This is a genomic window from Enhygromyxa salina (genome assembly GCF_002994635.1).
Taxonomy (GTDB): Bacteria; Myxococcota_A; Polyangia; order Nannocystales; family Nannocystaceae; genus Plesiocystis; species Plesiocystis salina_B.
In genome coordinates, this window is sequence record NZ_PVNL01000057.1 from 213285 (window position 1) to 239148 (window position 25864).

The window sequence follows — 25864 nt, forward strand, 5'->3', positions numbered from 1 at the left end:
AATCTGCGGAGAGGAAGACGCACCGCTCCGAGTCGCATCTCCTGCCCGTGGGTGAGTTGATTCCCTCGTCCCACCCGCGGCGCAGGAGATTTTTTGTCGAGCGGCCGGCCACAGCCTGGCCTGGCAAGCTCTGGTGCGACGCTTGCGGTCCAGGCTCGGTTGGGCTGGACTCGAGTTGTGAGCCTGCCGCTGCGCGCCGTCGATCTCAGCAAGCGTTACGCCGACCGCGTGGTCCTCGACGGCGTGTCCCTCGAGCTGCGAGCGGGCGAGGTCGTGGCCTTGCTCGGACCCAACGGCGCTGGCAAGTCCACGCTGATCGGCTGCGCGTGCGGGACCGTGATCCCCGACGCGGGCACGATCGAGATCGCGGGCCACGATCTGCGCGCGGCCCCGATCCAGGCCCGTCGGGCGCTGCGCTACCTGGCCCAGGAATCCGACCTCCCGCCGGGGCTCACCGGTCGCGAGCTGCTCGAGTTTCACGCCGACGTGTTCGACGCTCGCACCTCGCTAGCCGAGGCCGAGCGGCTCGCCGGCCTCGGGTCCGCGCTGGATCTGCTGGCCACCACCTACAGCGTGGGCATGCGTCGCCGCCTCGCGTTCGCGGCCCTCGCTTGCGGCGACGCTGCCCTGTACGTGCTCGACGAGCCCTTCGCCGGAGTCGACGGCGAGAGCTGTGCCCGCCTCGCCGCGTGGCTGGTCGAGCGGCGCGCAGCCGGAGCCGCGATCCTGCTCGCGGCCCACGACCAAGACAGCGCCCTCCTCGACACCCTAGACGCCCGCCCCTTCAGTCTCAGCCCAGAGCAAAGCGGGCCCGACTGAAGGTAAAGAGAACGAGGGTGGGTTCGACTGAAGGTAAAAGAGAGCGAAGCGTTCCGAAGGCGGACCCGACCTAGAGCCCGAGCGAAGCGAGGGTAGGTTCGACTGAAGGTAAAAGAGAGCGAAGCGTTCCGAAGGCGGACCCGACCTAGAGCCCGAGCGAAGCGAGGGTGGCGACGCGCGCGGAGGCGAAGCCGAGCACGGGTCGCGTCGGGTTCGACTGAAGGTAAAGACAGCCCAGCCCCTAAAATTGTAAGAGCGCCTCGACGCGGACGTCGCCTTGGCGGGCTCGGCCGCCGAGCCCGACCAGCTCGATCATGAACAGCTGGGCGAGGACCTTGCCGCCGAGTCGCTCGATCAAGTTGGTGGTCGCGGCCGCGGTCCCGCCGGTCGCCAGCAAATCGTCGACGATCAGCACCCGGGCCCCCTCGCGCAGCGCGTCAGCGTGCAGCTGCAGCGTGTTGCTGGCGTACTCGAGCGCGTAGTCTTCGGCGATCGTCGCGGCCGGGAGCTTGCCGGGCTTGCGCGCGGGCACGAACCCGATCCCGAGCCGATGCGCGAGGATCGGCCCAAACCAAAATCCGCGGGCCTCCATCCCCACGTTCGCGTCGATGTCCCCGATCAAGTCGCGGATCCGATGCAGGTGCAGGTCGACCGCGATCGCAAACGTGGCCGGATCTGCGAGCACCGGGGTGATGTCGCGGAACAAGATCCCCTCGGTCGGGAAGTCCGGGATCGTGCGGATCTTGCTCTGCAGCTGAGAGATCTGGGCGGCGTGCTCGCTGGTCTCGTTGGTCATGGCTTAGTCCTGGGGGGCCGAGGGGTCTGAGGAGCTGGAGATCCACGCGGCCCAGTCACCGAGGTCAGGCGCGGTGATGTCGATCTCGAGGGGGGTGAGCGCCGCGTAGCCTTGGCCCACCAAGCCCGTGTCCGATTCGTCGTCGGGATCGCCCGAGATCGGCGCGGGCGGACCGCCGATCCAAAAGTAGCTGCGACCCGCGAGATCCTCCCGCTCGGCGACCTGGTCGCGATAGCGGCGGTGGCCCAGGCGAGCGGCGCGGAGCCCCTTGGTCCCGCCCTCGCGCGGGACGTTGAGGTTGAGCAGGTGCCGGGTCCCCGCCTTGGCCTCGGCGAGCAAGCGGGGCACCAGCTGGCGCACGAAGGGCAGCGCGACCTCGGGCTTGGCGTCGGCCTGGACCGACACGGCGAGCGACGAGCTGCCCCGCAGCAGGCCCTCTCGCGCGGCGCCGACGGTGCCCGAGTAGAACACGTCGGCGCCGAGGTTGTAGCCAGGGTTGACGCCCGAGAGCACCAGGTCGGGCAGTCGCTCACACAGGTGCAGGCAGGCCAGGTACACGCAGTCGACCGGGGTCCCCGAGACCGCGTACCAGCGCTCGCCGAACTCCGGTGCCCGCTCGCTGCGTAGCGACGACCGCAGCGAGATCGCGTGGCTGAAGCCCGACCGCTCCTCGTTGGGCGCGCACACCAACACCTCGCCGAACTCGGCCGCGACCTCGGCCAGGACCCGCAGGCCCGGCGCCCGGATTCCGTCGTCGTTCGAGACCAAGATCAGCGGACGGCTCACGTCCCCCATGTATCAAGTTTTGCCGGCTCCACCCAAGTCGCCGCCCCAGTTGTCGGGCCGCCGGTCCACGCCGGTGCGCAAAAAAAAGCGAGCGATCCGTGAGGACCGCTCGCTACGCCGTTCGGGGCGAAAGGATTCGAACCTTCGACCCCTTGACCCCCAGTCAAGTGCGCTACCAGACTGCGCTACGCCCCGGCGGGAGACGGCTCATAACAGCTCGATATCCCCACGGCAAGTGCCACCTGCTTCGCAACTCGAGCCCCGTTCGAGGGGGCCGCTCACACCCGCGAGACAGCGCCGGCAGCCTGGCCACCCAAGCCCTCTTCGAGGGGGCCGCTCACACCCTCGCGGACAGTGCCGGCAGCCTCGCCGCCAGGGCCCGTTCGAGGGGGCCACTCACACCCTCGCGGACAGTGCCGGCAGCCTCGCCGGCAGCCTCGCCGCCAGAGCCCCTTCGAGGGGGCCACTCACACCCACGGTGTCCGTGCCGGCAGCCTCGCTGCCAGAGCCCCCTTCGAGGGGGCCACTCACACCCTCGCGGACAGATCCCCCAAGCAAAGTCTCAGGTGCCTGTGGGGGTCTAATGAGTCCTAATGAGTCAGGTGCGATCCCGGTCTGGGCGTCGCAGCAGCTGCTGATCGACCGCGGCTCCCTCGCTGTCGCCGAGCGCCCCTCGCTCGCGGACGAACTGGGCGGGATCGGCTGCGAGATCGGCGGGCTCAGGATCGGCCCGGATGACGCCCGCGAGCTGATCGAGCTGCTCACGAACCCCCGCGAGCGATCGACGTGCGAGGTACAGCCCGCCAACGGGGGCGCGCGCGATCTTCGAGGTGCCGCCGCGCAGCTCCTGGCGGGCCCCCGCGATCGTGAACTTGCGCGCGTAGAGCAGGTGCTTGATCCGCAGCAGGTTCTCGACGTCCTTGCGCCGGTACACGCGCTGCTGCGAGCGCGACTTCTGCGGCTTGATCAGCGAGAACTCGCTCTCCCAGTAGCGCAGGACATGGGCCGCCACGTCGACGATCTCCGCGACCTCGCCGATCTTGAAGTACAGCTTGTCGGTGCCGAGCTCGAGGCTGCCCGAGCCTGACTTCTTGGCCCCGCGGGCTGTCTTGGGCGAGTCACTCATGCTGCCCGCCGGCCCTACTCGCCGTTGAGGGCGGTCTTGAGCACGTTGCTGGGCTTGAAGGTCAGGACCCGCCGCGCCTCGATCGTGATCTCTTGACCGGTCTGCGGGTTCCGGCCCGGGCGAGGCTTCTTTTCCCGCACGACGAAGTTGCCAAAGCCCGAGACCTTGATCTTCTCGCCGGTCTCCAGCACCACCTTGATGGTGTCGAAGACCTGATCGACCAGATCGGCGGCTTCCTTCTTGGAGAAGCCCCCCACCTGTTCGCAGACCTTGTCAACGATGTCGGCCTTGGTCATCGACGTCCTCGTCACGATCCTCGCTCGCTTCGGGCCCGCACGCAAGCGTTGGTTCCGCGCGGGCGCACGCACAAACAACGAGACCCGGGCCTTGTGAGCCCGAGTCTGCGTGAGAGCGGTCGCTGCCCCGCCAAGCTCCCCGTGGGGGGCCTATTGCTGGGCCGCTTGCGCGGTGGCGACGACCTTGGCGAAGCCGGCAGGGTCGAACACGGCGAGATCGGCGAGCACCTTGCGGTCGAGCTCGATGCCGGCCTTGTTGCAGCCGTCGATCAGGCGGCTGTAGCTGACGCCCTGTCGACGTGCGGCCGCGTTGATGCGGACGATCCACAGCCGTCGCATGGTCCGCTTCTTCTGCTTGCGGCCCGTGTAGGCGTGCATCCACGCGTGGTGCACGGCCTCGACGGCGCGTCGGTACATGGTGCGACGACCGGCCCGAAAGCCGCTGGCGGCCTTGAGAATCCGGTTGCGACGACGGCGAGCTTTAAATCCTCGTTTTGCGCGGGGCATGGCTCACTTCCTCACTTGGCGCCGTAGGGCAGCAGTTGGTGAACACGAACCTCGTCCGGCTTCGAGGCGATGGTCGTGCCACGCAGCTTGCGGATCCGGCTAGGGCTCTTCTTGGTCAGGATATGGTTCTTGTGGGAGTGCTTCCGCTTGACCTTGCCGGTCGCGGTGAAGCGAAAACGCTTCTTGGCTCCACTGTGGGACTTCATCTTGGGCATGTCGTGAACCTCGACGTCGCGCCTGGGCCTCAATGGGCACCAGGGCTCGGTTGTCTACACTAGTGATGCGTGGCCCGCAAGGCCACGGAGCGGACTCCGTGGACCGTGCGAGGCGAGCGTCAGCGCACTAGACGCTGCTGAGGACTGGCAGTTAGGAAGCGGGTGCCTCGGCGGCGTCGTCGTCGTCATCGTCATCGTCGGCGTCGTCGTCGTCGTCGACATCATCGTCATCGTCGACATCATCGTCATCGTCGACATCATCGTCATCGTCCCCGTCGAGATCGTCGAGATCGTCGTCGAGATCGTCCTCGTCCTCGTCGTCACCCTCGGTCGGCTTGTCATCGGACTTGCCGTCCGCGCCGGCCTCGAGCTTGGGACGCGCGGGCTTGGGCTTGGCGGGACCACCGTCACGCCGGGGCTTGGGCGCGAGGATCATGTTCATCCGGTTGCCCTCCATGCTCGGCATCTGGATGACCGTCGCCAGATCCATGACCGCCTTGACGACACGGTTGAGCACGTCACGTCCCGTCTCCGGGTGGGTGATCTCGCGGCCTCGAAACTGGACCAACAGGCGAACCTTGTTGTTGTCCTCGAGGAAGCGTCGCGCGTGCTTGACCTTGAAGTCGAAGTCGTGGTCGTGGGTCTTGGGCCGGAACTTGACCTCTTTGAGCTCCTGCGTCTTCTTGTTCTTCTTGGTCTCGCGTTCGCGCTTGGCGGTCTCGTACTTGAACTTGCCATAGTCCAAGATCTTGCAAACTGGCGGGGTGGTCTTGGGGTTGACCTCCACCAGCTGCAGGCTCTGTTCTTCAGCGCGGCGCATGGCGTCCTGGGTGGGCATGATGCCCAGCTGGGAACCATCCGCATCAATCACGCGGACCTCGCGAACCCGGATTCGCCGTCCGACTCGGTGAGTCTCCCTTTTACGCGGTGCGGGCCTCGAGCGTTTGCGTCCGATTTTCTCGTTCTCCTGAAATTCTGTAGGTGACCCGGGCCGTGCCGACGAGCGGCGAGCGGTCCGGGTCGGCGGCACGTTGTCCCGTCCCGCTACTTTCGTCAAGCACCCAGTTCGAGACTAAACAGTTTTAGATACGTGGGCCAGGGGCGGGCCGCGGGTGGACACAGCCCGATATTTCTGCGCGTGCGCCCACAAACACGAAGACCCCGGCCGCTGGCCGGGGTCTTCGTGCTCGACCTGGGTCGAGGGTCTTTAGGGCTGGGCGGCTTTGAACCGCCGGCCTCTACCGTGTCAAGGTAGCGCTCTACCCCTGAGCTACAGCCCTGTGTGTCACGCTTCGTTTGGGGACGGGTAGGTATCGCGGCGACGAACACAGGTCAAGCGAAGTCTGCATCGCGCGAAAGACGCCGCCCGATGCGCGCCGTTGCAGCGCTCACAGCCTTCCCTCACGACCCCGTGTAGAGCCCGTTGATCAAGCTGGCGTAGCGGGCTTCGACGCTCTTGCGCTTGAGCTTCTGGGTCGGCGTGACCTGCTCGGGCGGGAACGGCTCGGGCAGGATCGCAAAGCGCTTGATGGTCTCGTAGCGGGGCAAGGTCTCGTTCAGCTCGTGGACATAGGCCGCGACGATCTCCCGGATCCTGGGGTGGCGAGCGAGATCTGCGTAGACCCGGCAGCCGAGCCGCTCGCGGGTGGCGATCGCCAGCATCTCGGCCTCGTCTAGGCTCACGAGCGCGACGAGGTGGGGTCGCCGATCGCCGGTCACGAGCACGTCGCCGACCCCGTCGCGGGCGCGCAGCTGGCCCTCGAGCTTCTGCGGAGCCACGTTCTTGCCGCCCGCCGTGATGATCAAATCCTTGAGGCGATCGGTGATCCGCAAGAACCCGTCGCTGATCTCGCCGACGTCGCCCGTGTGCAGCCACCCGTCGGCGTCGATGATCGAGGTGTCTGGTGGACCGCCGGGGACGTGGTAGCCGGCCATCGTGTTGTGGCCGCGCAACAAGATCTCACCCGCCGGTCCCACGAGGACCTCGCAGCCCGGCAGCGCCGGCCCGACCGAGCCAAACCGAAACCGGTCCGGACGGTTGACGTTGGTCGCCCCGGTGGTCTCGGTCAGCCCGTAGCCCTCGAGGATCAGCAGACCGAGCGCGTGAAAGAATTCGGCGTTGCCGCGCCCGAGCGGCGCCGCGCCAGACACGAAGAACCGCAGCTTCCCGCCGAACCGGGCCCTGATCGGCCGAAACGCAGCCTTGTCGGCGACGCGGAGCTTGGCCGCGAGCACCGGAGAGATCGCCTGGCCGCGCTGGCGACACGCGCTGACCCGGCGACCCACGTCGAAGGCCATGTCGAACAGCTTGCGCTCGACGGAATTGCGCTCGTGCAGCTCGGCCTCGATCTTGCGCTGCAGCTTCTCGTAGAAGCGTGGGACCGCGCCCACGTAGGTCGGGGCGACCTCGCGCATGTCGGCGATCGCCGTCTCCATGCCGCCACAGAACGCCGTGACCGCCCCGCTCTCGACCGCCGCCCACAGCAGGTGGCGGGCAAAGATGTGCGCCAGCGGCAGCATCAACAGCTGCTGATCCGTCCGATCGACCGCGATGCTGTTCTTGATCGCCCAGGCCTCGTAGACGAGGTTCTTGTGGGTCAGCACCGCCCCCTTGGGCCGGCCTGTGGTCCCCGAGGTGTAGACGATCGTGAACACGTCCTCGTGCCCGATCCCCGCGATCGCCGACTCGATCTGGGTGTGGGCGTCGTTGACCCCCGCGAGCGCGGTGCGACCGGCCTCGCGGACCGCGTCGAGGGTCGTTCGGGCCGCGCCCCGGTCGCCAGGATCGTCGCCAGGATCGTCGCCTGAGTTGTCGCCGGGCTCGTCGCCGGCCGCGATGCAGATCGTCTGGATCGCCGGGGAGTCCGGGGGCAGCCGCTGCAACATGTTGGGGCGCTCGACGATCAGCAGCGTGGCCCCGCTGTCGGCGAGCATGAACGCGATCTCGGGACCCGCCGTGGTCGCGTAGATCGGCACGGACACCCCACCGCAAAGCGCGATGGCGAGGTCACACAGGGCCCACTCGACCCGGGTGTTCGCCATCAAGGCAACCCGGTCACCCGGCCCGACCCCGCACCGCGTGATCAGACCCGCCGCGATCTCACGAGCCGCGATCTCCCAGCCTCGCCAACTCAACGGCCGCCACAGCCCGTCCCGCTTGTAGCGAAGGGCGGTCAGCTCGGGGGTCTTGCGAACCCGCCCGAGGAACATCTGCATCAAGTTTGGATAGTTGAGCCCTTCAGAAGGCCGCGGGACGAAGCTCCGGGGGACGACGCTGCGCTCGGTCATGAGGTTCGGCGCAGGCAGGATACCCGAGGCCGACCCATGCACCGCAATGGGCGGCGACGGCCAACCGAGTTGGCGCCGCGGGACTGCCGCTCATTCGTCTCAGCGTGAAGCCGAGTGCGCATCGCGGTGGACGTCGGCAGGTTTTCGACCGACCATCGGCGTGGGGGTCTGTCGACCCGAATCACGCCCGCGACTCGAGTCGCGCGGTCGCTGCACTCATGCCGAGCCTCGCCGGGCAAAAGCTCGACAAGTACGACATGCTCGAAGAGGTCGGGCATGGGGGCATGGCCGTGGTCTATCGCGGACGCGACACGATTTTGGATCGTGAGGTCGCGGTCAAGGTCTTGCATGCCCACCTCGCAGATCGCGAAGAGTCGCGGCGTCGGCTGCAGCGCGAAGCCAAGACCGTCGCGCGGCTGCACCACGACAACATCGTCGAGATCTTCGACTCCTCGGATCCAAGCCGGGCCCACGAGAGCTACATCGTCTGCGAGTTCATCCACGGGGTGACGCTGCGCGACTGGCTCGACGATCGCTGGGTCCCCCACCCCGTGCTCGCGGCGATGATCGCCCACCGACTGTGCCTGCCGCTCGAGCACGCGCACTCGCTGGGGATCGTGCACCGGGACATCAAGCCCGAGAACGTGATGATCCGCGAGGACGGCTGCCTCAAGCTGATGGACTTCGGGATCGCGCAGATCCTCGACACCCAGCGGCTCACGACCACAGGTCAGCTGCTGGGCAGCCCGGCCTACATGGCGCCCGAGCTGATCAAGGGTGGACCGGTCGACAAGCGCATCGACATCTTCGCGCTCGGCGTGATGCTGTATCAGCTCGCCACGGGCGAGCTTCCGTTCGCCGGTCGCAACCCCGCGCAGGTGCTCAACCGGATCCTCGAGGGTGACTACAAGCCGCCGCGCCAGGTCGATCCCAAGGTCGACGAGGACCTCGCGGCGATCATCGCCACCGCGTTGGCGCTCAAGCCAACCGACCGCTACCAGAGCGCCAACAGCCTGGCGAAGGCGCTCGAGGGGTACCTCGAGAGCCTCGCGGTCGAGGCCCTGCCCGAGGAGCTCGCGGCTTACTTCAACAACCCCGAGCAGTACACCGACGACGTCGACGCCCGCGTGTGCCGAGAGCTGATGCGCCGGGCCACCCGGGCGATGCGCGACGGAAACGGCGCCCGCGCGCTCAAGCTCCTCGCCCGTGTCCTCGAGATCGAGCCCAGCAACAAGCGCGCGGCCGCGATGCTCGACAGGGTCCGGATCCGCGGTCAGCGGATGCGTCAGGCCATGGCGTTTGGCGGCGCCGTCGCGCTGATCGGCATCGTCGCGGCGGGCGTGCTGCTGCTGCAGCCGGCCGCGCCCAAGCCCGGCCGCGTCCACAGCCAGGAGGTCGGCGCGGACGGATCATCTCAGGACTACATCATCCCCCAGCTCGATCCCCAGCTGCAGCCCCCGGTGTTCGAGGCCGAGACCGACGGCGGTGAGGCCGGCGACGGGACCGAGACCGGCCCGATCGAGACCGACGGCGACGGGGGCGGTCGCACCACTGGCGGCGCGCGACCGGACGCCAGCGTGACGTGCACCGTCCAGGTCCAAGATCTCCCGGCCGCGCTCCTCGCTGGCGGGGACTATCAGCTGTTCGTGCCCAAGCAGGGGGTCAAGCCGCTGTCTCGCACCGGCCAGGTCCAGATCGAGGTGACCGAGTACACCACGATCCGGCTCACGGGCGACACCTATACTGGCTCGGCCGTGCTCGCGCCGGACGAGTGTCGCAGCGGCGTCGTCCAGGTCCTGCCAGCCGGGCCCAAGCCCGCGAATTTGGACTTCCAGCCCGGCGCGATCCCGCTGACGCAGCTGATCGTCAGCTGCGTCAAGGGCTGCGCGCACGACAAGCGCACCGCGAACAACTTTCCCAAGCTCGATTTTCGGCGGGGGGAGACCGAGATGGTCGTCAAGCTGGAATTCAAGTCGGCCGGGTACCGGGCGAAGACCGAAGAATTCAAGCTCACCCCGGGCAATAACCCGATCCGCATCAACCTCGAGAAGTTTGACGAGTAGCGGGTTGGCCCCAGCGTTCGTGCGCTCGGGTGTGTGGCGCCGGAAAATCCGGTAGGCTCCGCGTCCAACGGGCGCCCGGATGCTCCGACGACACACCAGCGCATCTCGAAGGATGTGGAGCGTGATATGCGCCGCCGTCTCGTTCTCGCTTGGTGCGCAGCCCGTGCTCGCCGCCCCACCCAAGAAGGCCGGCCCCGAGCCCGCCGCGGCGCCGGGCGACGGCTCCGACGTCAAACTCCGGATCGACCGCGCGATCGAGGCCTGGCGCAAGGGCGACTGGACCGAGGTCCGTGATCTCCTCGAGCCGATCATCCGCACCCAGGAGATCGAAGACGAGTTCCAGCGCGAGTCGGCGCTGCGCTACCTGGCCGAGGCCACGCTCCTCGATGAGGGCCTCGAGCAGACCGAGCGGGCCGAACAGGCCAAGGAGTACATCACCCGCCTGCTCGACGGCAGCCCCGACTGGACGCCACCGAGCGGCCTTCACGGTCGTGCGTTCTACGACCTCGTCGCCCGGGTCCGCAGCGAGCGTGACGCGCAGCTGGCCGAGGCGTGTCGGGGCCAGCTGTTGGCCTGCGAAGCCGATCTGACCGAGCTCAACGTCGACTACCGGGCCGCGCAAGACAAGATCGGCGCCCTGCAAGAAGACCTGGCCAACGAGGACGTGTTCATGACCGAGGTCGTCAAGCGCAACCGCGGCCTGGCGTTCCTCCCGTTTGGGGTCGGGCACTTCACCAACGGCAACCTCGGGATCGGCGGCGGGTTCTTGGCTCTCGAGCTGGTCGCTGGGGGCGCGGCGCTGGGGCTGCTGGTCTATCGCTCGACCGTGTTCGGCTGCGTCCGCACCGACGGCTTCAACCCCAAGTCGCTCGAGTGCAAGGCCGACAACATTCAAGAGCAAGACATCCCCGCCCGCCAGGACGCGGTCGAGACGATCCGCAGCGCCGAGACCATCATGGGCTGGGTGTTCGTCAGCTCGATCGTCTTGGACCTCACCCTCGCGCAGGTCCTGTTCAAGCCGATCGAGGTGATCGAGCGGGGCAAGAAGACCCGCCGCGAGCTCGACGCCGAGCTCGACGCGACCGAGGCCACGGACGGCTCCAAGCGCAAAAAGGCCAGCCCCGGTGAGCGACCAGCCCCGACCGAGGGCGCGTCACCTCCCGAAGACCCCAGTGTTAGGCTCAGGGTTCGGCCGCACCCCGTGTTCATGCCCGCGGGGCTCGGCCTCGGCGTGACCTTGCAGTTTTGATCCCCGCCTGCCCCGATCCCCGCCTGCCCCGATCGACTCCGTACTCACATGCCGCACCTTCAGTACACGGCCCCCGACGGCAAGCCTACTCGCCTCGAGATCGTCCGCCGCCTCACCACGATCGGCTCGTCCCGGGACAGCGACGTGATCATCGACAGCCCCGACGTCGCGCCCGCGCACGCGACCTTGAGCCACGAGCCCGGTCGCTACCGGCTCGAGTCCACGGCCCGGTCCAACCCCTTCTTCGTCAACGGCAAGAAGACCCGCAGCCTGGATCTGCGCCACGGCGAGCTGTTCGTGATCGGCGATCGAGAGCTGACCTTCTCGGCGCTCGACGAGGTCGCGGGCACCCAGCGGACCGACGCGATCCACGACGAGACCGCCCTGCAGCTGGCGGCCATGCACAAGCTGCAAAATTTCTCGCGGCTGCTGTCGGAGCCGGCCGACCTCGACGGGCTGCTCGACGAGCTCATCGATCAGGTCGTGAGCCTGACCCACGCGAGCAAGGGCTTCTTGGTGCTGGCGGGCGCGAGCAACCCCGAGGACCCCACCGGCTACGAGATCCGGGTGGCCCGCAACCTCGAGCGCGAGCCCGTCGACGATCCCGCGGCGCTGCTGTCCGACGACATCATCAGCGCGGTCATCTCCAGCAAGAAGCCGCAGATCATCTCGGACGCGCTGCACGACACCCGGTTCCAGAACAGCCTCTCGGTCATCAACCTCAAGCTGTCGAGCGTCATGTGTGCGCCGCTGCTGGTCCGCGGCGAGCTGCTCGGGCTGATCTACGTCGGCAACAACGACATCATCGATCTGTTCACGACCGAGCAGCTCGAGACCCTCGAGGTGTTCGCCAGCCAGGCCGCGCTGTTCATCAAGAACGCGACGCTGCTCAACGAGCTGCGCACGGAGAAGACCGAGCTGGCCGAGCGGCTCGAGAACGTCAAGTTCGGCTCGATCATCGGCGCCTGTCCGCAGATGATCGAGGTCTACAAGCGGGTCGAGAAGGTCGCCAGCACCGACATCACCGTGCTGGTGACCGGCGAGACCGGCACCGGTAAGGAGCTCATCGCCCACGAGATCCACGATCGCTCGCCCCGCGCCAAGGGCCCGTTCGTGACCGTCAACTGCGGGGCGATCCCCGAGAACCTGATCGAGTCGGAGCTGTTCGGCCACGTCAAGGGCGCGTTCACGGGCGCGATCGCAACCCAGATTGGCAAGTTCCAGGCCGCGGATCGGGGCACGATCTTCCTCGACGAGATCGGCGAGATGCCGCTGGCCCTGCAGGTCAAGCTGCTGCGGGTGCTGCAAGAGCGGCAGATCCAGCGGGTCGGCGACGCCAAGACCGTGCCGATCGACGTGCGGGTCGTGGCCGCGACCAACCGGGAGCTGCGCCGCGAGGTCGACGAGGGCAACTTCCGCGAGGATCTGTATTTTCGCTTGAACGTGATCGGGGTCGAGCTGCCGCCGCTGCGCCAGCGCGGGACCGACGTGCTGCTCGTCGCCCGCTACCTGGTCAGCCGGTTCACCAAGGAGTTCGGCAACCGCTTCGATCCCCAGAGCTGCTTCGACGAGAGCGCCGAGCGGGCGATGATCAATTTTTCGTGGCCCGGCAACATTCGCCAGCTCGAGAACCACCTCAAGAAAGCCATGGTCCTGGCCGAGGGGCCGAGGATCGGCGCCGCCGATCTCGACCTCGACGTGCCCGCCGGGGCGGCCTCGCCCGAGGACGTGATCCCGCTGGCCGAGGCCCGCGACAACTGGCAGCGGGCCTACATCGACAAGGTCCTGGCGCTCAACAACGGCAACCGGACCAAGACCGCCCGCGACCTCGGCGTCGACCCGCGCACGATCTTCCGCCACCTCGAGAAGCTCGAGAAAGAAAAAGACAGCTGATGCGCGACACGGGTGGCCTGAAGTCTCGGTCAGCGGGTCGGCGTCGCTCCGCCCTCGCCGTCGTTGGTGCGGTGATCGGGCTGCTCGCCCTGCCCGCCCTCGCGGTCGTCGGCGGGGTCTCGTGCCTGATCCCAGACCACGACATCCAGGTCCTGACGACCGACGTCAACCGTTACCCGGTTCGGTTCGTCGAGGGCATCCCGCTGTCCGACGAGGCCCGCTGCGCGTGCTCGGAGACCAGCTGCGAGTGCCCGATGGCGCCGCTGACCTCGGTCCCGCCGTTCTTGGATCCCGACGACCCTGCCTATCAGTTCTGCATCTGCGGGGAGAACCGGGTCGACACCAACCGACTCCCGGGCGTGACGCTCTACGTCGAGGACCAGGACGAGGTCGACGGCGAAGCGGACGACCCCCTGCGCGCCGCGGCGCTGCTCGACTGGGATCCGACCCTCGGGGACACCGCGGTCGACTACGTCGCGTATCGAAACTACCTCGATCCCCGCGAGATCCTGGCGCTGTACTACACGCCGTTCGAGACCTCGGTGCTCAAGCGGCCCCGGCCCTACGTCCGGGCGATCACGCTCAGCGACCTCGAGGGCTTTGATCTGTGCAACGGCGCCGGACGCCCGGTCGGCCCCGGGTTTCATACCCTGTCGATCATCACCAGCGACCGCCTGTGGTTCAAGCGGGAGACCCAGGTCAGCGAGACCGGCAGCGAGTCGATGGAGGTGGTCCAGGAGGGCGTGCCCGACATCGCGGCGGGGGCGACCTACGACGTCCAGACCTACGTGTTCAAGTGCCTCGAAGAGGGGGACGACTTTTGCAAGTGCGCCGACACGACGGAGCCGTAACAGGTGTTGGAGCGGGTCTTGGACCAGCCTTGCTGGTCGCCAGCGTGGCCTTGCTGGCGCCGGCTTGCAGCACCGTCGACCGGGGCCCGGTCGCGCAGTGTGAAGACGACATCGACTGCGGGGACGGTGCGGTGTGTTCGCTGGCGCTGGGCAACATCTGCGTGCCCGAGGCCCCGCCGCCGCAGACCGTGATCGGCCTGGATATCCAGGAGGGCAACATTCGCATCGAGCTGCGCGGCTGCGATCCCGAGGTCAGCCGGCAGGTCCAGGGCACCGAGCTGCGGGTCGAGAAGCACGACTCGCTGGTCAAGAGCTACAGCGTGCGCGCCAACGAGGTCCAGTCGGTGCTCAATTGCGGCGGCAACAGCTGCGAGGACGGGGTGTGCGACGAGGATACCCTGACGTGCACCAGGACGAGCGACGCGCTGCTCGGTCTCAGCATGATCTCGCGGCTCGGGCTCGCCGAGCTGACCAGCCCGCAAAAGAGCTACGTCACCGCCCCCGATCCGCCGCTGCCCGAGGGTGAGCTACCGGCCCCCGCCGAGTTCACGTGGCCGAGCTACGACTCCACGGAAGCCAAGGCCCACGCGGCGCTGCGGCTTCGGGTCACGCCGCCGCTCGAGGCGCTCACCCGCAGCCACTATCAGCGGGTCATCGCCGAGGACGCCGCGCCCGAGCTCGAGACCTCGGCGGTGATCCGTTGTCAGCGAGCGATCTTCGGCAACGAGGGGTCCGTGCGCACGCTCGCCGGCACCCCGGTCAGCGGGGCCAACGTCGAGTTCATCCACAACGAGCCGATCGCCACCAGCGCGACCGTGCTCGGCACCGGAGCCGCCTGCGTCGACACCGAAGACTGCCTGCCCGGCTGGGCGTGCAACGGCGCGGGGACCTGTGGCCTCGATCTCACCGGGGTCTCGGCCGGCTCCAGCGTCAGCATCGAAGATCCGCCGGGGGCCCTGGCGCCCGCGTACCTGCACACCTACTGCGAGGGGATCGTGGCCCCGGTCGAGCCGCTGATCCGCCAGTTTCGAGTCAGCGTCACGCCGCCCGCGAGCACCGGCCTGCCCAACGCGATCTACAGCCTCGCGCAGGGCTTCCTCGACCCGCCACAGCCCGGCACCTTGACCGAGGTCAACATTCAGGACGTCGATGGGGCCACGAGCCTGTGCCTGCCCGACTGGCAGCCGACCCAGACCATCGCGTTCTCACTCAGCGGCACACCGGTCGCGTTGGCCGAGACCGATCTCGGCGTCTACGCCTGCTGCTCGACCGAGTGTCTGCCCAGCGCCGAGACCGAAGACGGGCCCACGCCGCCGCCGTCGATCGAGAGCTGTCAGAGCTTCGACAACGCCCGGTTCGACACCCGCTGGCACAACCTGGATCTGGTCGAGTGGGCGGTCGCGGGCTGCATCCCGACCGCGACCTACAGCGACGGATCCAGCGGCGGCGTGGTCCGCAACGTCAGCGAGTGCGCCGACGAAGGCTGCAGCGTCGACCTGAGCCCGGGCATGCTCGACGACCCCGGCCGCAAGTACACGGTGTCGATCCTGCAGCCGGTCGGCTCGGTGTTTCGCTCGCAGACCTTTCAAGTCACGGTCGATCCCGAGACCACCAGCTTCGAGCCCTTCGAGCTCCAGCCGCGGGTACTGCTGCGCGGCCAGATCTCCTGCGCAAGTGGCGCTGACGGTTGTAGTGCGGAGAACGCGATCTTCGCAGCCGAGCGGCTGCGCGCCGACACCGACGGCAGCGATCTCCCGGGCCCCTTCTATTTTCAGGCGCGAGTCGACGCCAATGGATCCTTCGTGCTCCCGGTCGACCCCGGTCTCTACGTCGTCACCGCCTACCCCGCCGTCGGACAGTCCGGCGGCCCCGCGCCGTTCGAGGTGCTCGATCTGCGCGAAGGTTCACCCGAGCTGACCTCGGTCGACGGCGTGTGGAACGCGATCGTGGCCGAGCCCTTCGAGCTCGATGACGGCGTGCTGGTTCGGGTTCAGCTCAGCGGCTTCGACGTCTCGACCCGGGTGACGCCGCTGGACACGGGCTCTTGGGCATCCCAGTCCAATTTCCCGGCCGAGATCGATCTGAACGCGGCGTTGACGTGCCATGGCTCGTCCTCTCGTGGGTGCCTGATCCGCCGGATCCGGCCCACGGACACGCCGATCTCGCTGCTGATCTCCGGACGCTTCGAATTTACGACCCGCGACCGTGGCAGCGATCAGTGCTCCGGGTGATCGGCGAGGGGCGAAGACGCAGCCAACGGCGACCAGCGCGACCTTCGGGTCGCGTTGTGCGACCGCGTGTCATGCGCCACACGTCGGACAGGATCGACACGTGAGGCCCCCTGCGCGCTTGACCGGCGGGCGCGATCCTGAAACACTTCGCGCACCTGACCAAGCCTCAATCACCGAGCCGAAAACGCGTATTTACGTGGATTCGCATCATCGGTGCGGTCGCCCTGATCATCTTCGCCCTCTGGGGCGTGGGTCTCGGGATCTGGCAGCAAATCCCAGGATTGCCAGAAGACCAAGCCGATTGCTTTTATCGCGTGGAACTCATGCGTACGAGGCTCCTTGCCCTGTTGGACCGTTCCCCTCTGCGGGCCGGCGCAGGAACCGAGGCCGACGAAGACTTTGCCAACCTCCTCCGCGAGACCCGCGCGGCCTGTGGTAGTGCAAGCCCCGAACTGGCGCATAAACTCGAGCGAATCACGAATGAACACGCTCGGGAGCGTGAGCGGAGGCGGCAATCCGCCACAGCGCGTGCGGAGCTCAGCGCGCTCGAAGGTTCCCCTCGATGACCGAGACCACGAGGTCCGACCAAGCTTCGGACCAAGCGCAACTCTCCAGCGAATCTGACAACCCAGGCACCGAGACCGCCACCACCCCGCCCGGGGAAGGTGCAGTCACGGCGATGGATGACTCCGAGGCCGTCGCCTCTGAGCCCTCTGACGACGCCGGTTCCCCCGCTAGCACTTCTGCTAGCTCCCCTGACCCCGAAGGCGCAGCGGTCGAACCGGCCGAGCCAGTCGACCCGGCCGAGCCAGTCAAATCGGCCGAGCCAGTCGCGCCAGTGGCCGAGGCCGGATCGTGGCCGAGCGCCGCGGCGCCGGAGGTCGAACCAGAGCCTGCGCCCAGCACCTGGGAAGAGCTCGAGCTGCCAGCGAGGCTGCAATCTGCGGTCGAGACGCTGGGCTGGACGGCGCCCACGCCGGTCCAGGGCCGGACCTTCGCAACGATGGTGGCGGGCACGGACGTGCTCGTTCAGTCGCAGACGGGCAGCGGCAAGACCGGCGCGTTCTGCCTGCCGTGGTTGGCCAGTCGGTTCGAGTTTGGCCCCGCCAAGCAGACGGGCGTGCAGCTGATCGTGCTGCTGCCCACGCGCGAGCTCGCCAAGCAGGTCTGCGACGAGCTGGTTCGGCTGGCGGTCGACAGCCCCGTCGATGTGCTGCCGGTCTACGGCGGCACCGCCATGGCCCCGCAGCTCGACGCGCTCGCGGCTGGGGTCCACGCGGTCGTCGGCACGCCCGGGCGCATCCTCGATCACATCCGCCGGCGCTCGCTCGATCTGTCCCGGGTTCGCACGGTCGTGCTCGACGAGTGCGACGAGATGCTCTCGATGGGCTTCCTCGAGGACATCCGGGCGATCCTCAGCGCGTGTCCGCAGGACCGCCAGACCTGCCTGTTCTCGGCCACGGTGCCGCGCGACATCGAGCGGATCGCCCGTCGCAACATGCGGACACCCGTCCGCATCGAGCTGTCGGGCGATGAGATCGCCGCCGCCGAGATCGATCACGCCTACTACCCGACCTCGGGCACGATCAAGACCCGCGACCTGCTCGACATCATCATCCTCGAGGACCCCACGGTCGCGATCGTGTTCTGCAACACCCGCGAGGAGACCCGCCTGGTCGCCAACGTGCTGCAGAAGAACGGGTACTCGGCGCACGCGCTGTCGAGTGATCTGACCCAGGCCGCGCGCGAGCAGGTCATGGGCAAGTTCCGTGATCGCAAGCTGCGGTTCCTGGTCGCAACCGACGTGGCCGCGCGTGGCATCGACGTGTCGCACGTCAGCCACGTGATCAACTACTCGTTCCCCGAGAACGCCGAGGTCTACGTCCACCGAACCGGCCGGACCGGTCGCGCGGGGCGTGCCGGGCAGGCGCTGAGCATCGTCTCGCCCCTCGAATTTGGCAGCTTCTACACGCTGACCAAGAGCTACAAGAGCATCCAGTTCACCGAGCGCAAGCTGCCGCCGGCCGACGATCTCGCGGCCACGCGGACCGAGGTCAAGCTCGATCGCATCAGCCACGACTACTCGCAGCCGGTCTCCCCCGAGTGGCTGCTGCTCGCGCGTCGCCTGGTCGAAGATCCCCGTGGCGAGCGCGTCGTCGCCTACTTGTTGCACGAGGCGATCGAGAGCAACCGCGTGCGCACCCGCGAGCAGGTCGACCTCGACGACGCGGCCGACAGCCAGTCGACCGACTCGCGCCAAGACCACGGCGGTGATCGGGATGATCGCCGATCGGATCGCGGCCGAGACCGCTACCGCAGCGACGACTCGGGCCCGCGCGGTCGCAGCTCGGGCCGCGGTGACGATCGCGGCGGCCGCGGAGGACGTGGGGAGCGCTCGCGTGACCGTGACCGTGACCGTGACCGGGGCCGGCATCGCTCCGGCGATCGGGATCGCGTGGGGGGCCCTGGCGAGCGCGAGCGCCCCAGCGCCCGTGATGAGGGTGGCCACTCGGCCAGCGTCGATCTCGCGGCCGAGCCGGTCGAGCGGCGCGACAGCAGCAGCGAGGACGAGCCTCGTCGTCGTCGGCGGCGACGCAGCCGCGAGGACGAGGTCCAGGTCGAGACCCCGAGCGCCGAGCAACCGCCAGCCGCCAAGGCTGAGGCGCCTGAGGCCCCGTCGGGCGCTGCCGCGAGTGACTCGGGCGCCGAGCCGCCCGGTGAGCTCCCCAAACCGGTCCCCAGTCAGGAGTCCGCCGACGCGGACGCGCCCGCCTCCGAGTCCGAGCGCACGTCCGAGTCCGAGGGCGAGGCCGCCGCGCCTGCGAGCGAGGACGCCAGCGAGGCCAGCGAAGACGACGACGGCAAGCCCAAGAAGCGCCGACGCCGACGCCGACGCCGCTCGCAGTCCGGCGAGGACGGGGCCGAGGACAGCTCCGGCGAGGCCACCCGGGTCGCGGCCGAGGACCGCTCCGGTGACGGCGGTGACGGCGTTGACGGCGACGACGACGAGCAGGGCCAGGCCGACGAGCAGGATGACGTGACGGCAGATGGCTCACCGCGGCGCAAGCGACGACGGCGTCGTCGTCGGCGCGGTGGCAAGTCCGACGGTGAGCAGGCGCCCGCCTCGACACAGGCCCCGAGCGAGGCATTCTCGGCGAGGGCGAGGGCGAGTGACGGCGCAGCGCGAGGTGAAGGCGGCTCCCGCCGACGCCGCCGACGCCATCGTGGCGACGACGCGCCCCGTGACGAGGTCGCACCCGAGCCGCCGCGGGTCTCGCAGGACGAGATCGTCATCGACATCGACATCGATGAGCTCAGCGCGGTCCGCACCGAGTTCGGCGAGATCGACGAGCTCGACGAGCTGACCCTCAAGGGCCGACGCCGGGCCGTCCTCGATGATCTGACCGACGAGGTCGAGGTCGAGGACCTGACCGAGCGCGACGCCGAGGACGACGGCGACACCGAGCAAGACGGCGACGACGAGCTCGAGACCGGCGATCACGAGCCGTCCGGCGAGCAGCCGCTCGCTGCCGACCCAGGCGTGGCGAGCTCGCCCGCCGATGCGGACGCTCTCTCGGTCGCGGCAGCCCCCACCAGTGACGGGCCGGTGGCCGAAGCCCAGCCGGCCGCGGCCGCGGGCTCCGAAGCGTCGGAAGACGCCGAAGACGCCGAAGACGCCGAGGGCGACAAGAAGAAGCGCAGGCGCAGGCGCCGACGCAAGAAGGCCGCGGTCGTGACGCCCGAGCTGACGTGTCCCCCACACAAGGACTTTTGGGAGCTCTGGGCCGGCAAGTTCACGGCCGCCGACTTCGTCCGTGAAGAGGACAGCAAGGACGCCGAGACCGAGGCTGACGCCGAGGACGAGGACGAGGTCGAGGTCGCTCGGCCCGCGGCCCCGTTCGCGGCGCCCGAGGCGGAGGATTCGTTGGTCCCGCTGATCCCCGTGATCCAGGACGCGCCGGTCGACGACTCGCTGGTGCGGGTCGGGCTCAACATCGGCCGCCGACACGGCCACAAGGCGGCCCACGTCCGCGCGCTGCTCCGGCGCCTGACCGGGCTGCACGGCAAAGCGGTCAAGGATCTGACCGTCCGCGATGACAACAGCTTGTTCCGGATGGACGTGCGCCACTTCGAGACCGTGGTCGCGCGACTCGACGGCAGCGTGGTCGACTCGATCGAGCTGACCCTGGTCCAGATCTCGGATCTCGACGCGGACGCGGCCCCGCTGCGCCTGCCGGATGACCAGGCTGCGACCATCGTCGCCGCGAACGCGCTCGCCGACGTGCTCGACCCGAGCGACAAGCCCAGCGACAGCCCGGGCGACGACAAGCCGAGCGACGGGGCCAGCGAGTCCGAGCTGGCCGCGGCCGCTCAGCAAGCCAAGCCTGAGCCTGAGCCTGAGCCCTCAGCCGACGAGAAGCCGTCGGAGGTGGACGAGCCTCAGCCCGAGGCGAGCCCGGCGCTCGTCACCCATGAGGGCGAGGCGATCGAGCCGATCGCCGCTGGCCCCGAAGAAGGCTGACGTCTGCGCTCGCGGTCGGGCCCCGCGCTGTGGGGCTCGATCTCGGCGCTCGCGTTGGCGCACAATTGCCGGGCGGAGCCATGCGAGAGTTCGACAGCTATCCGACGCCCGAGGCGCGCGAGCGCGAGCTCGCCGATCTCGTGGCCAAAGCCAGCGCGACGATCCCCGGCACCGAGCTGATCGAGTACGGGCGCAGCGTCGAGCACCGCCCACTCCACGTCGTCCGGGTCCCCTCCCCGGCTGCTGGCGCAGTCCCAAGGGTGCTGGTCTGCGCCAACACCCACGGGCCCGAGTTCATCGGCAATCGGGTCTGCGTGGGCATGCTCGCCAAGCTCATCGAGGATCCGCCGCCGCCGCTTCGCCGTCTGCACGAGCGCGCCGAGCTGTGGCTCGCGCCGTGCCTCAACCCCGACGGATACGCCCGGACCCACGCGCTCGACGGCGTCGGCTCACTCGCGCGGCTACGCCACAACCATCGCGGCGTGGACCTCAACCGCAACTGGCCGCTGCCGGCTGGCGCCCGACGTCTGCCGCTGCCGGGCGCCGGGAGCTCGACCCCCGGCGACGCGACCTACCGGGGCCCCGCGCCCCTGAGCGAGCCCGAGACCGCGGCCCTCGATCAGCTGCTCACCAGCCAAAAATTTCACGCGAGCGCCAACCTGCACAGCTTCATGGGCACCTTGTTTCCCCCGCGGGTCCGGACCCGCGCCGACTCGCTGGCCTACGCGCGCCTGTGCGAGGCCCTGCGCCAGGCCCAGCCCCACACCCGCTACCTGCGGATCGCCAGCCGCGTGTTCGACACCTTCACGGGCGAGCAAGAGGACCACCAGCACCACACCCACGGGTGCTGGTCGGTCTGCGTGGAGTGCTTCTCGTTCCGCGCCAGCTTGGCCCAGAGCTTTGCGAGGCGGGTGCCGCTGTTCTGGCGGTTCAACCCCCGCGATCCACGACCGTGGGTCGACAACGACGTCCCGGCGGTCGCGGCGTTCTTGCTCGCCGCCCTCGATCTGCCGCCGCCGGTCAGCCCCCGCGCGAGCCGAACGGATCCTTGAGATCCGGGGACACCCGCCGCGGTGGCTTCTTGGTCTTGGCGTCTTCTTTGGGCGTAGGCGTGGGATCCGGGGCGGGATCGGCCTTCTTCTTGGACGAGACGTTCTTCTTGGGCGCGGCCTTTTGGATCGGCTCGAGCACGTACTCGAACTTCTTGTCGGAGTCCGGGACGATCTCGATCGTCAGTGGCTCGAAGCCGGCGGCCCGGAGCGTTAGTGAGAGCCGCTCGGTCGATTTCTCGACGCCCACGCCCTCGGGCGTGTTGGTCTTGCCGTAGCTGCCGTTGTCGCGCGGATCGAGGATCGAGGCGATCACCGGGTTGCCGTCCGCGTCGCTGGTCATGATGTGGTACGTGACCGTCTCGGTCCCGACCGCGATCTCCTTGACCTTCTCCGGCTCCTCGACCACGGGCTGCGGCTCGGGAGCGGGGACGGCCTTCTCTTCCGGAGCCTTGGCCACGGCGACGGGATCGGTGGCGGGGTCGGCTGGCTTGTCGCCATTGAGCCCACCAAAGCCGATGAACGCACCGACGCCAGCAGCGACGAGCGCGAGCCCGCCGACCAGCCCGAAGATCAGGCCCTTCTTGGACCCCCCTTGCTCCTCCTCGGTCGCCGACATCGGCGGGACCGTGCCGGGGAGCATGGCCGCGCGGCTGCCAGTGAACGCCATCTCGCCGGTCGAGGGCCGGGCGATGTTCTCGTTAACGAACGCGACCGCGGCCGCGCCCGTTCCGACCGCCTCGAGCGCGGCGGCCATCTCTCGCATGTCGGCGAACCGCAGCTCGCGGTCTTTTTGCATGGCCTTGAGGATGATCGCCTCGACCTCGGCCGGAATGTCGGCGTCGGGGACCACGGCCGACGGGGCCTCGGGGACCTCGAACATGTGCTTGGTCAGGATCCCCATGAAGGTGTCCGCGGTGAACGGAACCCGACCCGTGAGCAGCTCGTAGAGGATCACGCCGAGGGCGTAGATGTCGACGCGGTGATCCGGCTTGGCCCCCTGCGCCTGCTCGGGCGACATGTACTCGGGGGTGCCAAAGATCATGCCCGTGCGCGTGAGGCCCTTGCCCTCACCCTCCTCTTCGGAAGTGACCTTGGCGATGCCGAAGTCGAGGACCTTGATGAAGTCCTCGTTCTTGCCCCGCGCGATCCGGTAGCAGTTCTCCGGCTTCATGTCGCGGTGGATGATGCCCGCGTCGTGAGCAGCCGCGAGCGCGCGACAGACCTGCAGCATGATGTGCTTGACCCGCGGCCACGGCAGCCGCCCGTGGGTCTTGACGGTGTCGGACAGGTCCTCCCCGTTGAGGAACTCCATGATGAAGAACACGGAGCCGTCAGGCGTGTCGCCGAAGTCGGTGATCTCGACGACGTTCTCTTGGCTGATCATCGAGGCCGCGCGGGCCTCCTGCAGGAACCGCTCGCGCAGGTCGTCTTTGTGGGCGAACTCGTGGCTGAGGACCTTGACGGCGAACTTCTTGCCGATCTGGGCGTGTTCGCCCAGGTAGACGGTGCCCATGCCACCTTCGCCGAGCTTCTTGATGACCCGGTAGCGACCCAAGAGCACCACGCCGATCAGGTCATGGACGCTCTGGCTCTGCGAGGGTGTGGGCGCGACGGCCTCGGGCACGGCCGGGCTCGCGTTCATGGAGATCATCGTGCCGCCGCTGCCGAGGTCCTCGGTCGCCTGCGGTGCCGCGATTGGGGGCGGGGCCGCTGACAAGACCGTGGACTTGGGCATGGGCGGAGGTGCGCCCGCGACCATCGTGCCCTTTCCACCGGCACCACCACGCGGAGGCGGAGCGGGTGGCTTGCTGGCGCTGGCGATCATCGTGCCCCCGCCTGCGGGTACATTTAGGTCGGGGTTCGCTTTGGGTTCAGCCATGAGTCGCTCGTCAGTTCAGAGGCCGGCTCAGCCTACCGTATTTTCGTCAGGCCGGCTGTTGGGCACATTGAGTTTCGTGGGCATCGCGGGGTCTCGCAACACGGCTCCACCCCCGGTCATCCTGGAGTGTGCCGCCACGCATTGCGGCTGCTCAATCCCGCGCGTGCGGCCTTCGACCGCGGCGTTTGTGGGGGTATTCGCCCGATCGGGACCCACGCGACCGGCGCGAGCGGCCACCCGCCCATCTTCGTGAACGCGCTCGCCGAGCACGGATGGTCCCGATTCGATGGATCCCGTCGCGCCCGAGGCTCGGGCGTCTCGTCGCTGCAGCCAACGCATGAACCCGATTGTGACCAGCGCGGCGAAGATCGCCGCGCCCAGGGCGACCAAGATCAGCGGCGCGTGACGACCACGGATCCCCCCGCGCGGGGGCTTGCCGAGCGGCCGCGTGGACTCGGGTGTGGGGGTGCGAGAGACCAGCGGGGTGCCGGCTGGAGGCGGCGGCCGAACTTTGGACGGGACCCCGTCCCGAATGATGATGCTGGGCCGCTTGCGGGGATCTTTCGGCTCCGGGGCCTCGAGCTTGCCCGGCTTGGCGGAGAAGCTTCCGGTCGCGGGTCCGTCGAGCTCGGTGTCGTGGGCGCGCGCGACCGAGCCCGAGCCGATCATGATCGTCGCCCGCCGAACGATGTCCTGCTCGGCGACGACGGGTGGGGGCGCGTGTGGTTGGGCCCAGCCGGCCTGCACGGCGTGGCCGCGCGCGTCGGAGGCTGGCTCGAGATCGTTGGTCGCCGCGGCCTGGATCAGCTGCGCCGCCTCGAGCGCAGAGCTCGGACGCTCGTCCCGATTCTTCGCCAGCAGCTTGGCGACGGCCGCCTCCAGGCTCGGGTACGCAGCCAGGCGTGGGTCGACTTCGCGCAGCCGTGGCGCGAGCTCGAACACCTGCTTGCTCATGGTCCCCGTCGGCGAGTCCGCGCTCAGCGGGACCCGCCCGGTGAGCGCCTCGAACAGCACGATCCCCAGCGCGTAGAGATCCGATCGGGCGTCGAGCTCGTCGCCTCGGGCCTGCTCGGGCGACATGTACTCGGGCGTGCCGACGATCGCGCCGACGGCCGTTAGGCGGACCTTTCGGCGGAGGATCTGCGCGATACCGAAGTCGAGCAGCTTGACCTGCTCGGCCGCCGCGTCGCTGGCCGAGACCAAGAACACATTATCGGGCTTGAGATCGCGATGGATGACCCCCGCCCGATGTGCGGCCGCCAATCCCCGGGCCATGTCACACGCGATCCCGACCGCGCGGGCCGGATCGATCGGACCGGTCTGGGCGAGCTCGCGGGCCAAGCTGCGGCCAGCGAGGAACTCCATCACGCAGTACGGGCTGCCGCCCGGCGTGGTCCCGTAGTCGAGGATGTCGACGACGTTGGTGTGCTTGACGCTCGAGGCGATCCGAGCCTCCTGCTCGAACCGCTTGGCGACCTCCGGCTTTTGCGAGTAGCGGCGCCGCAACACCTTGATCGCCAGATCGCGACCGATCAGCAGGTGCACGGCCTTGTAGACCAGGCCCATGCCGCCCGCGCCGATCTGGTGCTCGACCCGATAGCGATCGCCAAGCACGACCCCGAGCAGCCTCTCTTCCTCGCCGGCGTCCAAGCTCGAGTCGAAGCTCGATGGCAGCCGCCAACCCTCGGTCGCGACGGCGGCAGAGCCGTCTTGCGGGGCGTGCCAGCCGGGGTTGCTGGCTTGCGGGCCGATCTTCGCGACGCCGCTCGATGACGGCTCACGCGGTGGCACCGCGGCGAGCGTGCCGACCGCCCCCATGCCTGCGCCCATGCCCGAACCCGAGCTCGCGCCGACCCGCAGCGGCCCCGAGCCGACCCGGATCGGACCCGAGCCCGCGCGCAGCGGACCCGAGCCGACCCGCAGCGGACCCGAGCCGACTCGCTCCGACGCTGGCTGCACTCGATCGACCTCTGCATCGGACTCGGGCGGAACCCAACGGAGCACCGAGCCGGACGCGGACGCGCCGACGCTAGGACTCGTGAGCTCGCCGAGCGGTGAGCCGTCCATCGGACAGAAGCTAGGCTCACCCTCGTAGCGAGCCCCGCAATGCGGGCAGACTCGCATTCACGTCTAGCGTAGACGTCTGGATTGGGGCGGTCAACGCGGACTGTGGCCCAGATCGCGGTTTGGTTGGGGCCGCGCCGACCCCGAGCGCGTGAGCTCACCGAGGCCGCGCCCAGGTCGGAAACCGGTAGGAAACGACCCAGCTCCCGAGCGGCCATGATATCGCA

General features: G+C 68.6%; 19 protein-coding genes and 2 tRNA genes. 8 read left to right on the forward strand and 13 right to left on the reverse strand.

Going from position 1 to position 25864, the window contains the following annotated elements; genetic code table 11:
* Positions 1 to 177 precede the first annotated feature (177 nt).
* Positions 178 to 819 (forward strand): ATP-binding cassette domain-containing protein, encoded by a 642-nt coding sequence (locus ENSA7_RS15475; protein WP_181233765.1) that lies wholly within the window; start codon positions 178 to 180, stop codon positions 817 to 819.
* A 241-nt stretch (positions 820 to 1060) separates the two neighbouring features.
* Here ENSA7_RS15475 and ENSA7_RS15480 read toward each other — a convergent pair whose 3' ends face one another.
* From ENSA7_RS15480 to ENSA7_RS15525, 10 genes are all read right to left on the reverse strand, one after another.
* The gene (locus ENSA7_RS15480) at positions 1061 to 1615 is read right to left on the reverse strand and encodes an adenine phosphoribosyltransferase (protein WP_181233766.1); all 555 of its coding nucleotides are present in this window, start codon (positions 1613 to 1615) and stop codon (positions 1061 to 1063) included.
* Between the two features lie 3 nt (positions 1616 to 1618).
* Entirely contained in the window at positions 1619 to 2401 is a 783-nt protein-coding gene (surE, locus tag ENSA7_RS15485) for a 5'/3'-nucleotidase SurE (protein WP_181233767.1), read from the reverse strand.
* A 121-nt stretch (positions 2402 to 2522) separates the two neighbouring features.
* Positions 2523 to 2596: transfer RNA gene (locus ENSA7_RS15490), tRNA-Pro, on the reverse strand.
* 403 nt (positions 2597 to 2999) lie between these two features.
* Positions 3000 to 3527: a MerR family transcriptional regulator gene (locus tag ENSA7_RS15495; RefSeq protein WP_106090053.1), complete on the reverse strand. Its 528-nt coding sequence runs from the start codon at positions 3525 to 3527 to the stop codon at positions 3000 to 3002.
* 14 nt (positions 3528 to 3541) lie between these two features.
* Positions 3542 to 3823 carry an integration host factor subunit alpha gene (locus tag ENSA7_RS15500; protein WP_106090054.1) on the reverse strand — a complete coding sequence of 94 codons (282 nt, stop codon included), beginning with the start codon at positions 3821 to 3823 and terminating at the stop codon, positions 3542 to 3544.
* Positions 3824 to 3973: 150 nt separating this feature from the next.
* On the reverse strand, positions 3974 to 4330 hold the full coding sequence (gene rplT / locus ENSA7_RS15505; RefSeq protein ID WP_106090055.1) for a 50S ribosomal protein L20: 357 nt from the start codon (positions 4328 to 4330) through the stop codon (positions 3974 to 3976).
* 11 nt (positions 4331 to 4341) lie between these two features.
* Positions 4342 to 4545, reverse strand: coding sequence for a 50S ribosomal protein L35 (rpmI, locus tag ENSA7_RS15510; protein WP_052558020.1), 204 nt, complete (start codon positions 4543 to 4545; stop codon positions 4342 to 4344).
* A 151-nt stretch (positions 4546 to 4696) separates the two neighbouring features.
* On the reverse strand, positions 4697 to 5500 hold the full coding sequence (gene infC, locus ENSA7_RS15515; protein ID WP_106090115.1) for a translation initiation factor IF-3: 804 nt from the start codon (positions 5498 to 5500) through the stop codon (positions 4697 to 4699).
* A gap of 253 nt (positions 5501 to 5753) precedes the next feature.
* Positions 5754 to 5825: transfer RNA gene (locus tag ENSA7_RS15520), tRNA-Val, on the reverse strand.
* A 121-nt stretch (positions 5826 to 5946) separates the two neighbouring features.
* Entirely contained in the window at positions 5947 to 7833 is a 1887-nt protein-coding gene (locus ENSA7_RS15525) for an AMP-dependent synthetase/ligase (protein WP_106090056.1), read from the reverse strand.
* 218 nt (positions 7834 to 8051) lie between these two features.
* On the opposite strand from ENSA7_RS15525, the gene ENSA7_RS15530 reads away from it, so the two are divergent.
* The 5 genes from ENSA7_RS15530 (at position 8052) to ENSA7_RS15550 (ending at position 16120) form a co-directional block, all read left to right on the forward strand.
* On the forward strand, positions 8052 to 9896 hold the full coding sequence (locus tag ENSA7_RS15530; protein ID WP_106090057.1) for a serine/threonine protein kinase: 1845 nt from the start codon (positions 8052 to 8054) through the stop codon (positions 9894 to 9896).
* Between the two features lie 121 nt (positions 9897 to 10017).
* Positions 10018 to 11145: a hypothetical protein gene (locus tag ENSA7_RS15535; protein ID WP_146157731.1), complete on the forward strand. Its 1128-nt coding sequence runs from the start codon at positions 10018 to 10020 to the stop codon at positions 11143 to 11145.
* A 48-nt stretch (positions 11146 to 11193) separates the two neighbouring features.
* Positions 11194 to 13038, forward strand: a complete 1845-nt coding sequence (locus tag ENSA7_RS15540) for a sigma 54-interacting transcriptional regulator (protein WP_106090059.1) — start codon at positions 11194 to 11196, stop codon at positions 13036 to 13038.
* A complete protein-coding gene (locus tag ENSA7_RS15545; RefSeq protein WP_106090060.1) occupies positions 13038 to 13889 on the forward strand; it encodes a hypothetical protein in 852 nt (283 codons plus the stop codon). The genes ENSA7_RS15540 and ENSA7_RS15545 overlap by 1 nt, the downstream gene beginning before the upstream one ends.
* A gap of 29 nt (positions 13890 to 13918) precedes the next feature.
* A complete protein-coding gene (locus ENSA7_RS15550) occupies positions 13919 to 16120 on the forward strand; it encodes a hypothetical protein (RefSeq protein WP_106090061.1) in 2202 nt (733 codons plus the stop codon).
* A 170-nt stretch (positions 16121 to 16290) separates the two neighbouring features.
* Here ENSA7_RS15550 and ENSA7_RS15555 read toward each other — a convergent pair whose 3' ends face one another.
* The gene (locus ENSA7_RS15555; RefSeq protein WP_146157732.1) at positions 16291 to 16608 is read right to left on the reverse strand and encodes a hypothetical protein; all 318 of its coding nucleotides are present in this window, start codon (positions 16606 to 16608) and stop codon (positions 16291 to 16293) included.
* A gap of 350 nt (positions 16609 to 16958) precedes the next feature.
* Between ENSA7_RS15555 and ENSA7_RS15560 the strand changes: the two genes are divergently transcribed.
* Entirely contained in the window at positions 16959 to 20642 is a 3684-nt protein-coding gene (locus ENSA7_RS15560; RefSeq protein WP_181233768.1) for a DEAD/DEAH box helicase, read from the forward strand.
* A gap of 80 nt (positions 20643 to 20722) precedes the next feature.
* The gene (locus ENSA7_RS15565; protein WP_106090064.1) at positions 20723 to 21694 is read left to right on the forward strand and encodes a M14 family metallopeptidase; all 972 of its coding nucleotides are present in this window, start codon (positions 20723 to 20725) and stop codon (positions 21692 to 21694) included.
* Here the strand turns inward: ENSA7_RS15565 and ENSA7_RS15570 are convergent.
* Positions 21663 to 23573, reverse strand: a complete 1911-nt coding sequence (locus ENSA7_RS15570; protein WP_106090065.1) for a serine/threonine protein kinase — start codon at positions 23571 to 23573, stop codon at positions 21663 to 21665. The genes ENSA7_RS15565 and ENSA7_RS15570 overlap by 32 nt on opposite strands.
* Before the next feature lie 27 nt (positions 23574 to 23600).
* Positions 23601 to 25640, reverse strand: coding sequence for a serine/threonine-protein kinase (locus ENSA7_RS15575; RefSeq protein ID WP_106090066.1), 2040 nt, complete (start codon positions 25638 to 25640; stop codon positions 23601 to 23603).
* Positions 25641 to 25864: the final 224 nt, after the last annotated feature.

Excerpts from the sequence above, each read along its gene's own strand:
- ENSA7_RS15500 (WP_106090054.1), bottom strand. The coding sequence starts at position 3,823 with ATGACCAAGGCCGACATCGTTGACAAGGTCTGCGAACAGGTGGGGGGC.
- rplT (WP_106090055.1), bottom strand. The coding sequence starts at position 4,330 with ATGCCCCGCGCAAAACGAGGATTTAAAGCTCGCCGTCGTCGCAACCGG.
- rpmI (WP_052558020.1), bottom strand. The coding sequence starts at position 4,545 with ATGCCCAAGATGAAGTCCCACAGTGGAGCCAAGAAGCGTTTTCGCTTC.
- ENSA7_RS15570 (WP_106090065.1), bottom strand. The coding sequence starts at position 23,573 with ATGGCTGAACCCAAAGCGAACCCCGACCTAAATGTACCCGCAGGCGGG.
- ENSA7_RS15575 (WP_106090066.1), bottom strand. The coding sequence starts at position 25,640 with ATGGACGGCTCACCGCTCGGCGAGCTCACGAGTCCTAGCGTCGGCGCG.
- ENSA7_RS15565 (WP_106090064.1), top strand. The coding sequence starts at position 20,723 with ATGCGAGAGTTCGACAGCTATCCGACGCCCGAGGCGCGCGAGCGCGAG.
- ENSA7_RS15480 (WP_181233766.1), bottom strand. The coding sequence starts at position 1,615 with ATGACCAACGAGACCAGCGAGCACGCCGCCCAGATCTCTCAGCTGCAG.
- ENSA7_RS15540 (WP_106090059.1), top strand. The coding sequence starts at position 11,194 with ATGCCGCACCTTCAGTACACGGCCCCCGACGGCAAGCCTACTCGCCTC.
- ENSA7_RS15530 (WP_106090057.1), top strand. The coding sequence starts at position 8,052 with ATGCCGAGCCTCGCCGGGCAAAAGCTCGACAAGTACGACATGCTCGAA.
- ENSA7_RS15495 (WP_106090053.1), bottom strand. The coding sequence starts at position 3,527 with ATGAGTGACTCGCCCAAGACAGCCCGCGGGGCCAAGAAGTCAGGCTCG.
- ENSA7_RS15525 (WP_106090056.1), bottom strand. The coding sequence starts at position 7,833 with ATGACCGAGCGCAGCGTCGTCCCCCGGAGCTTCGTCCCGCGGCCTTCT.
- ENSA7_RS15545 (WP_106090060.1), top strand. The coding sequence starts at position 13,038 with ATGCGCGACACGGGTGGCCTGAAGTCTCGGTCAGCGGGTCGGCGTCGC.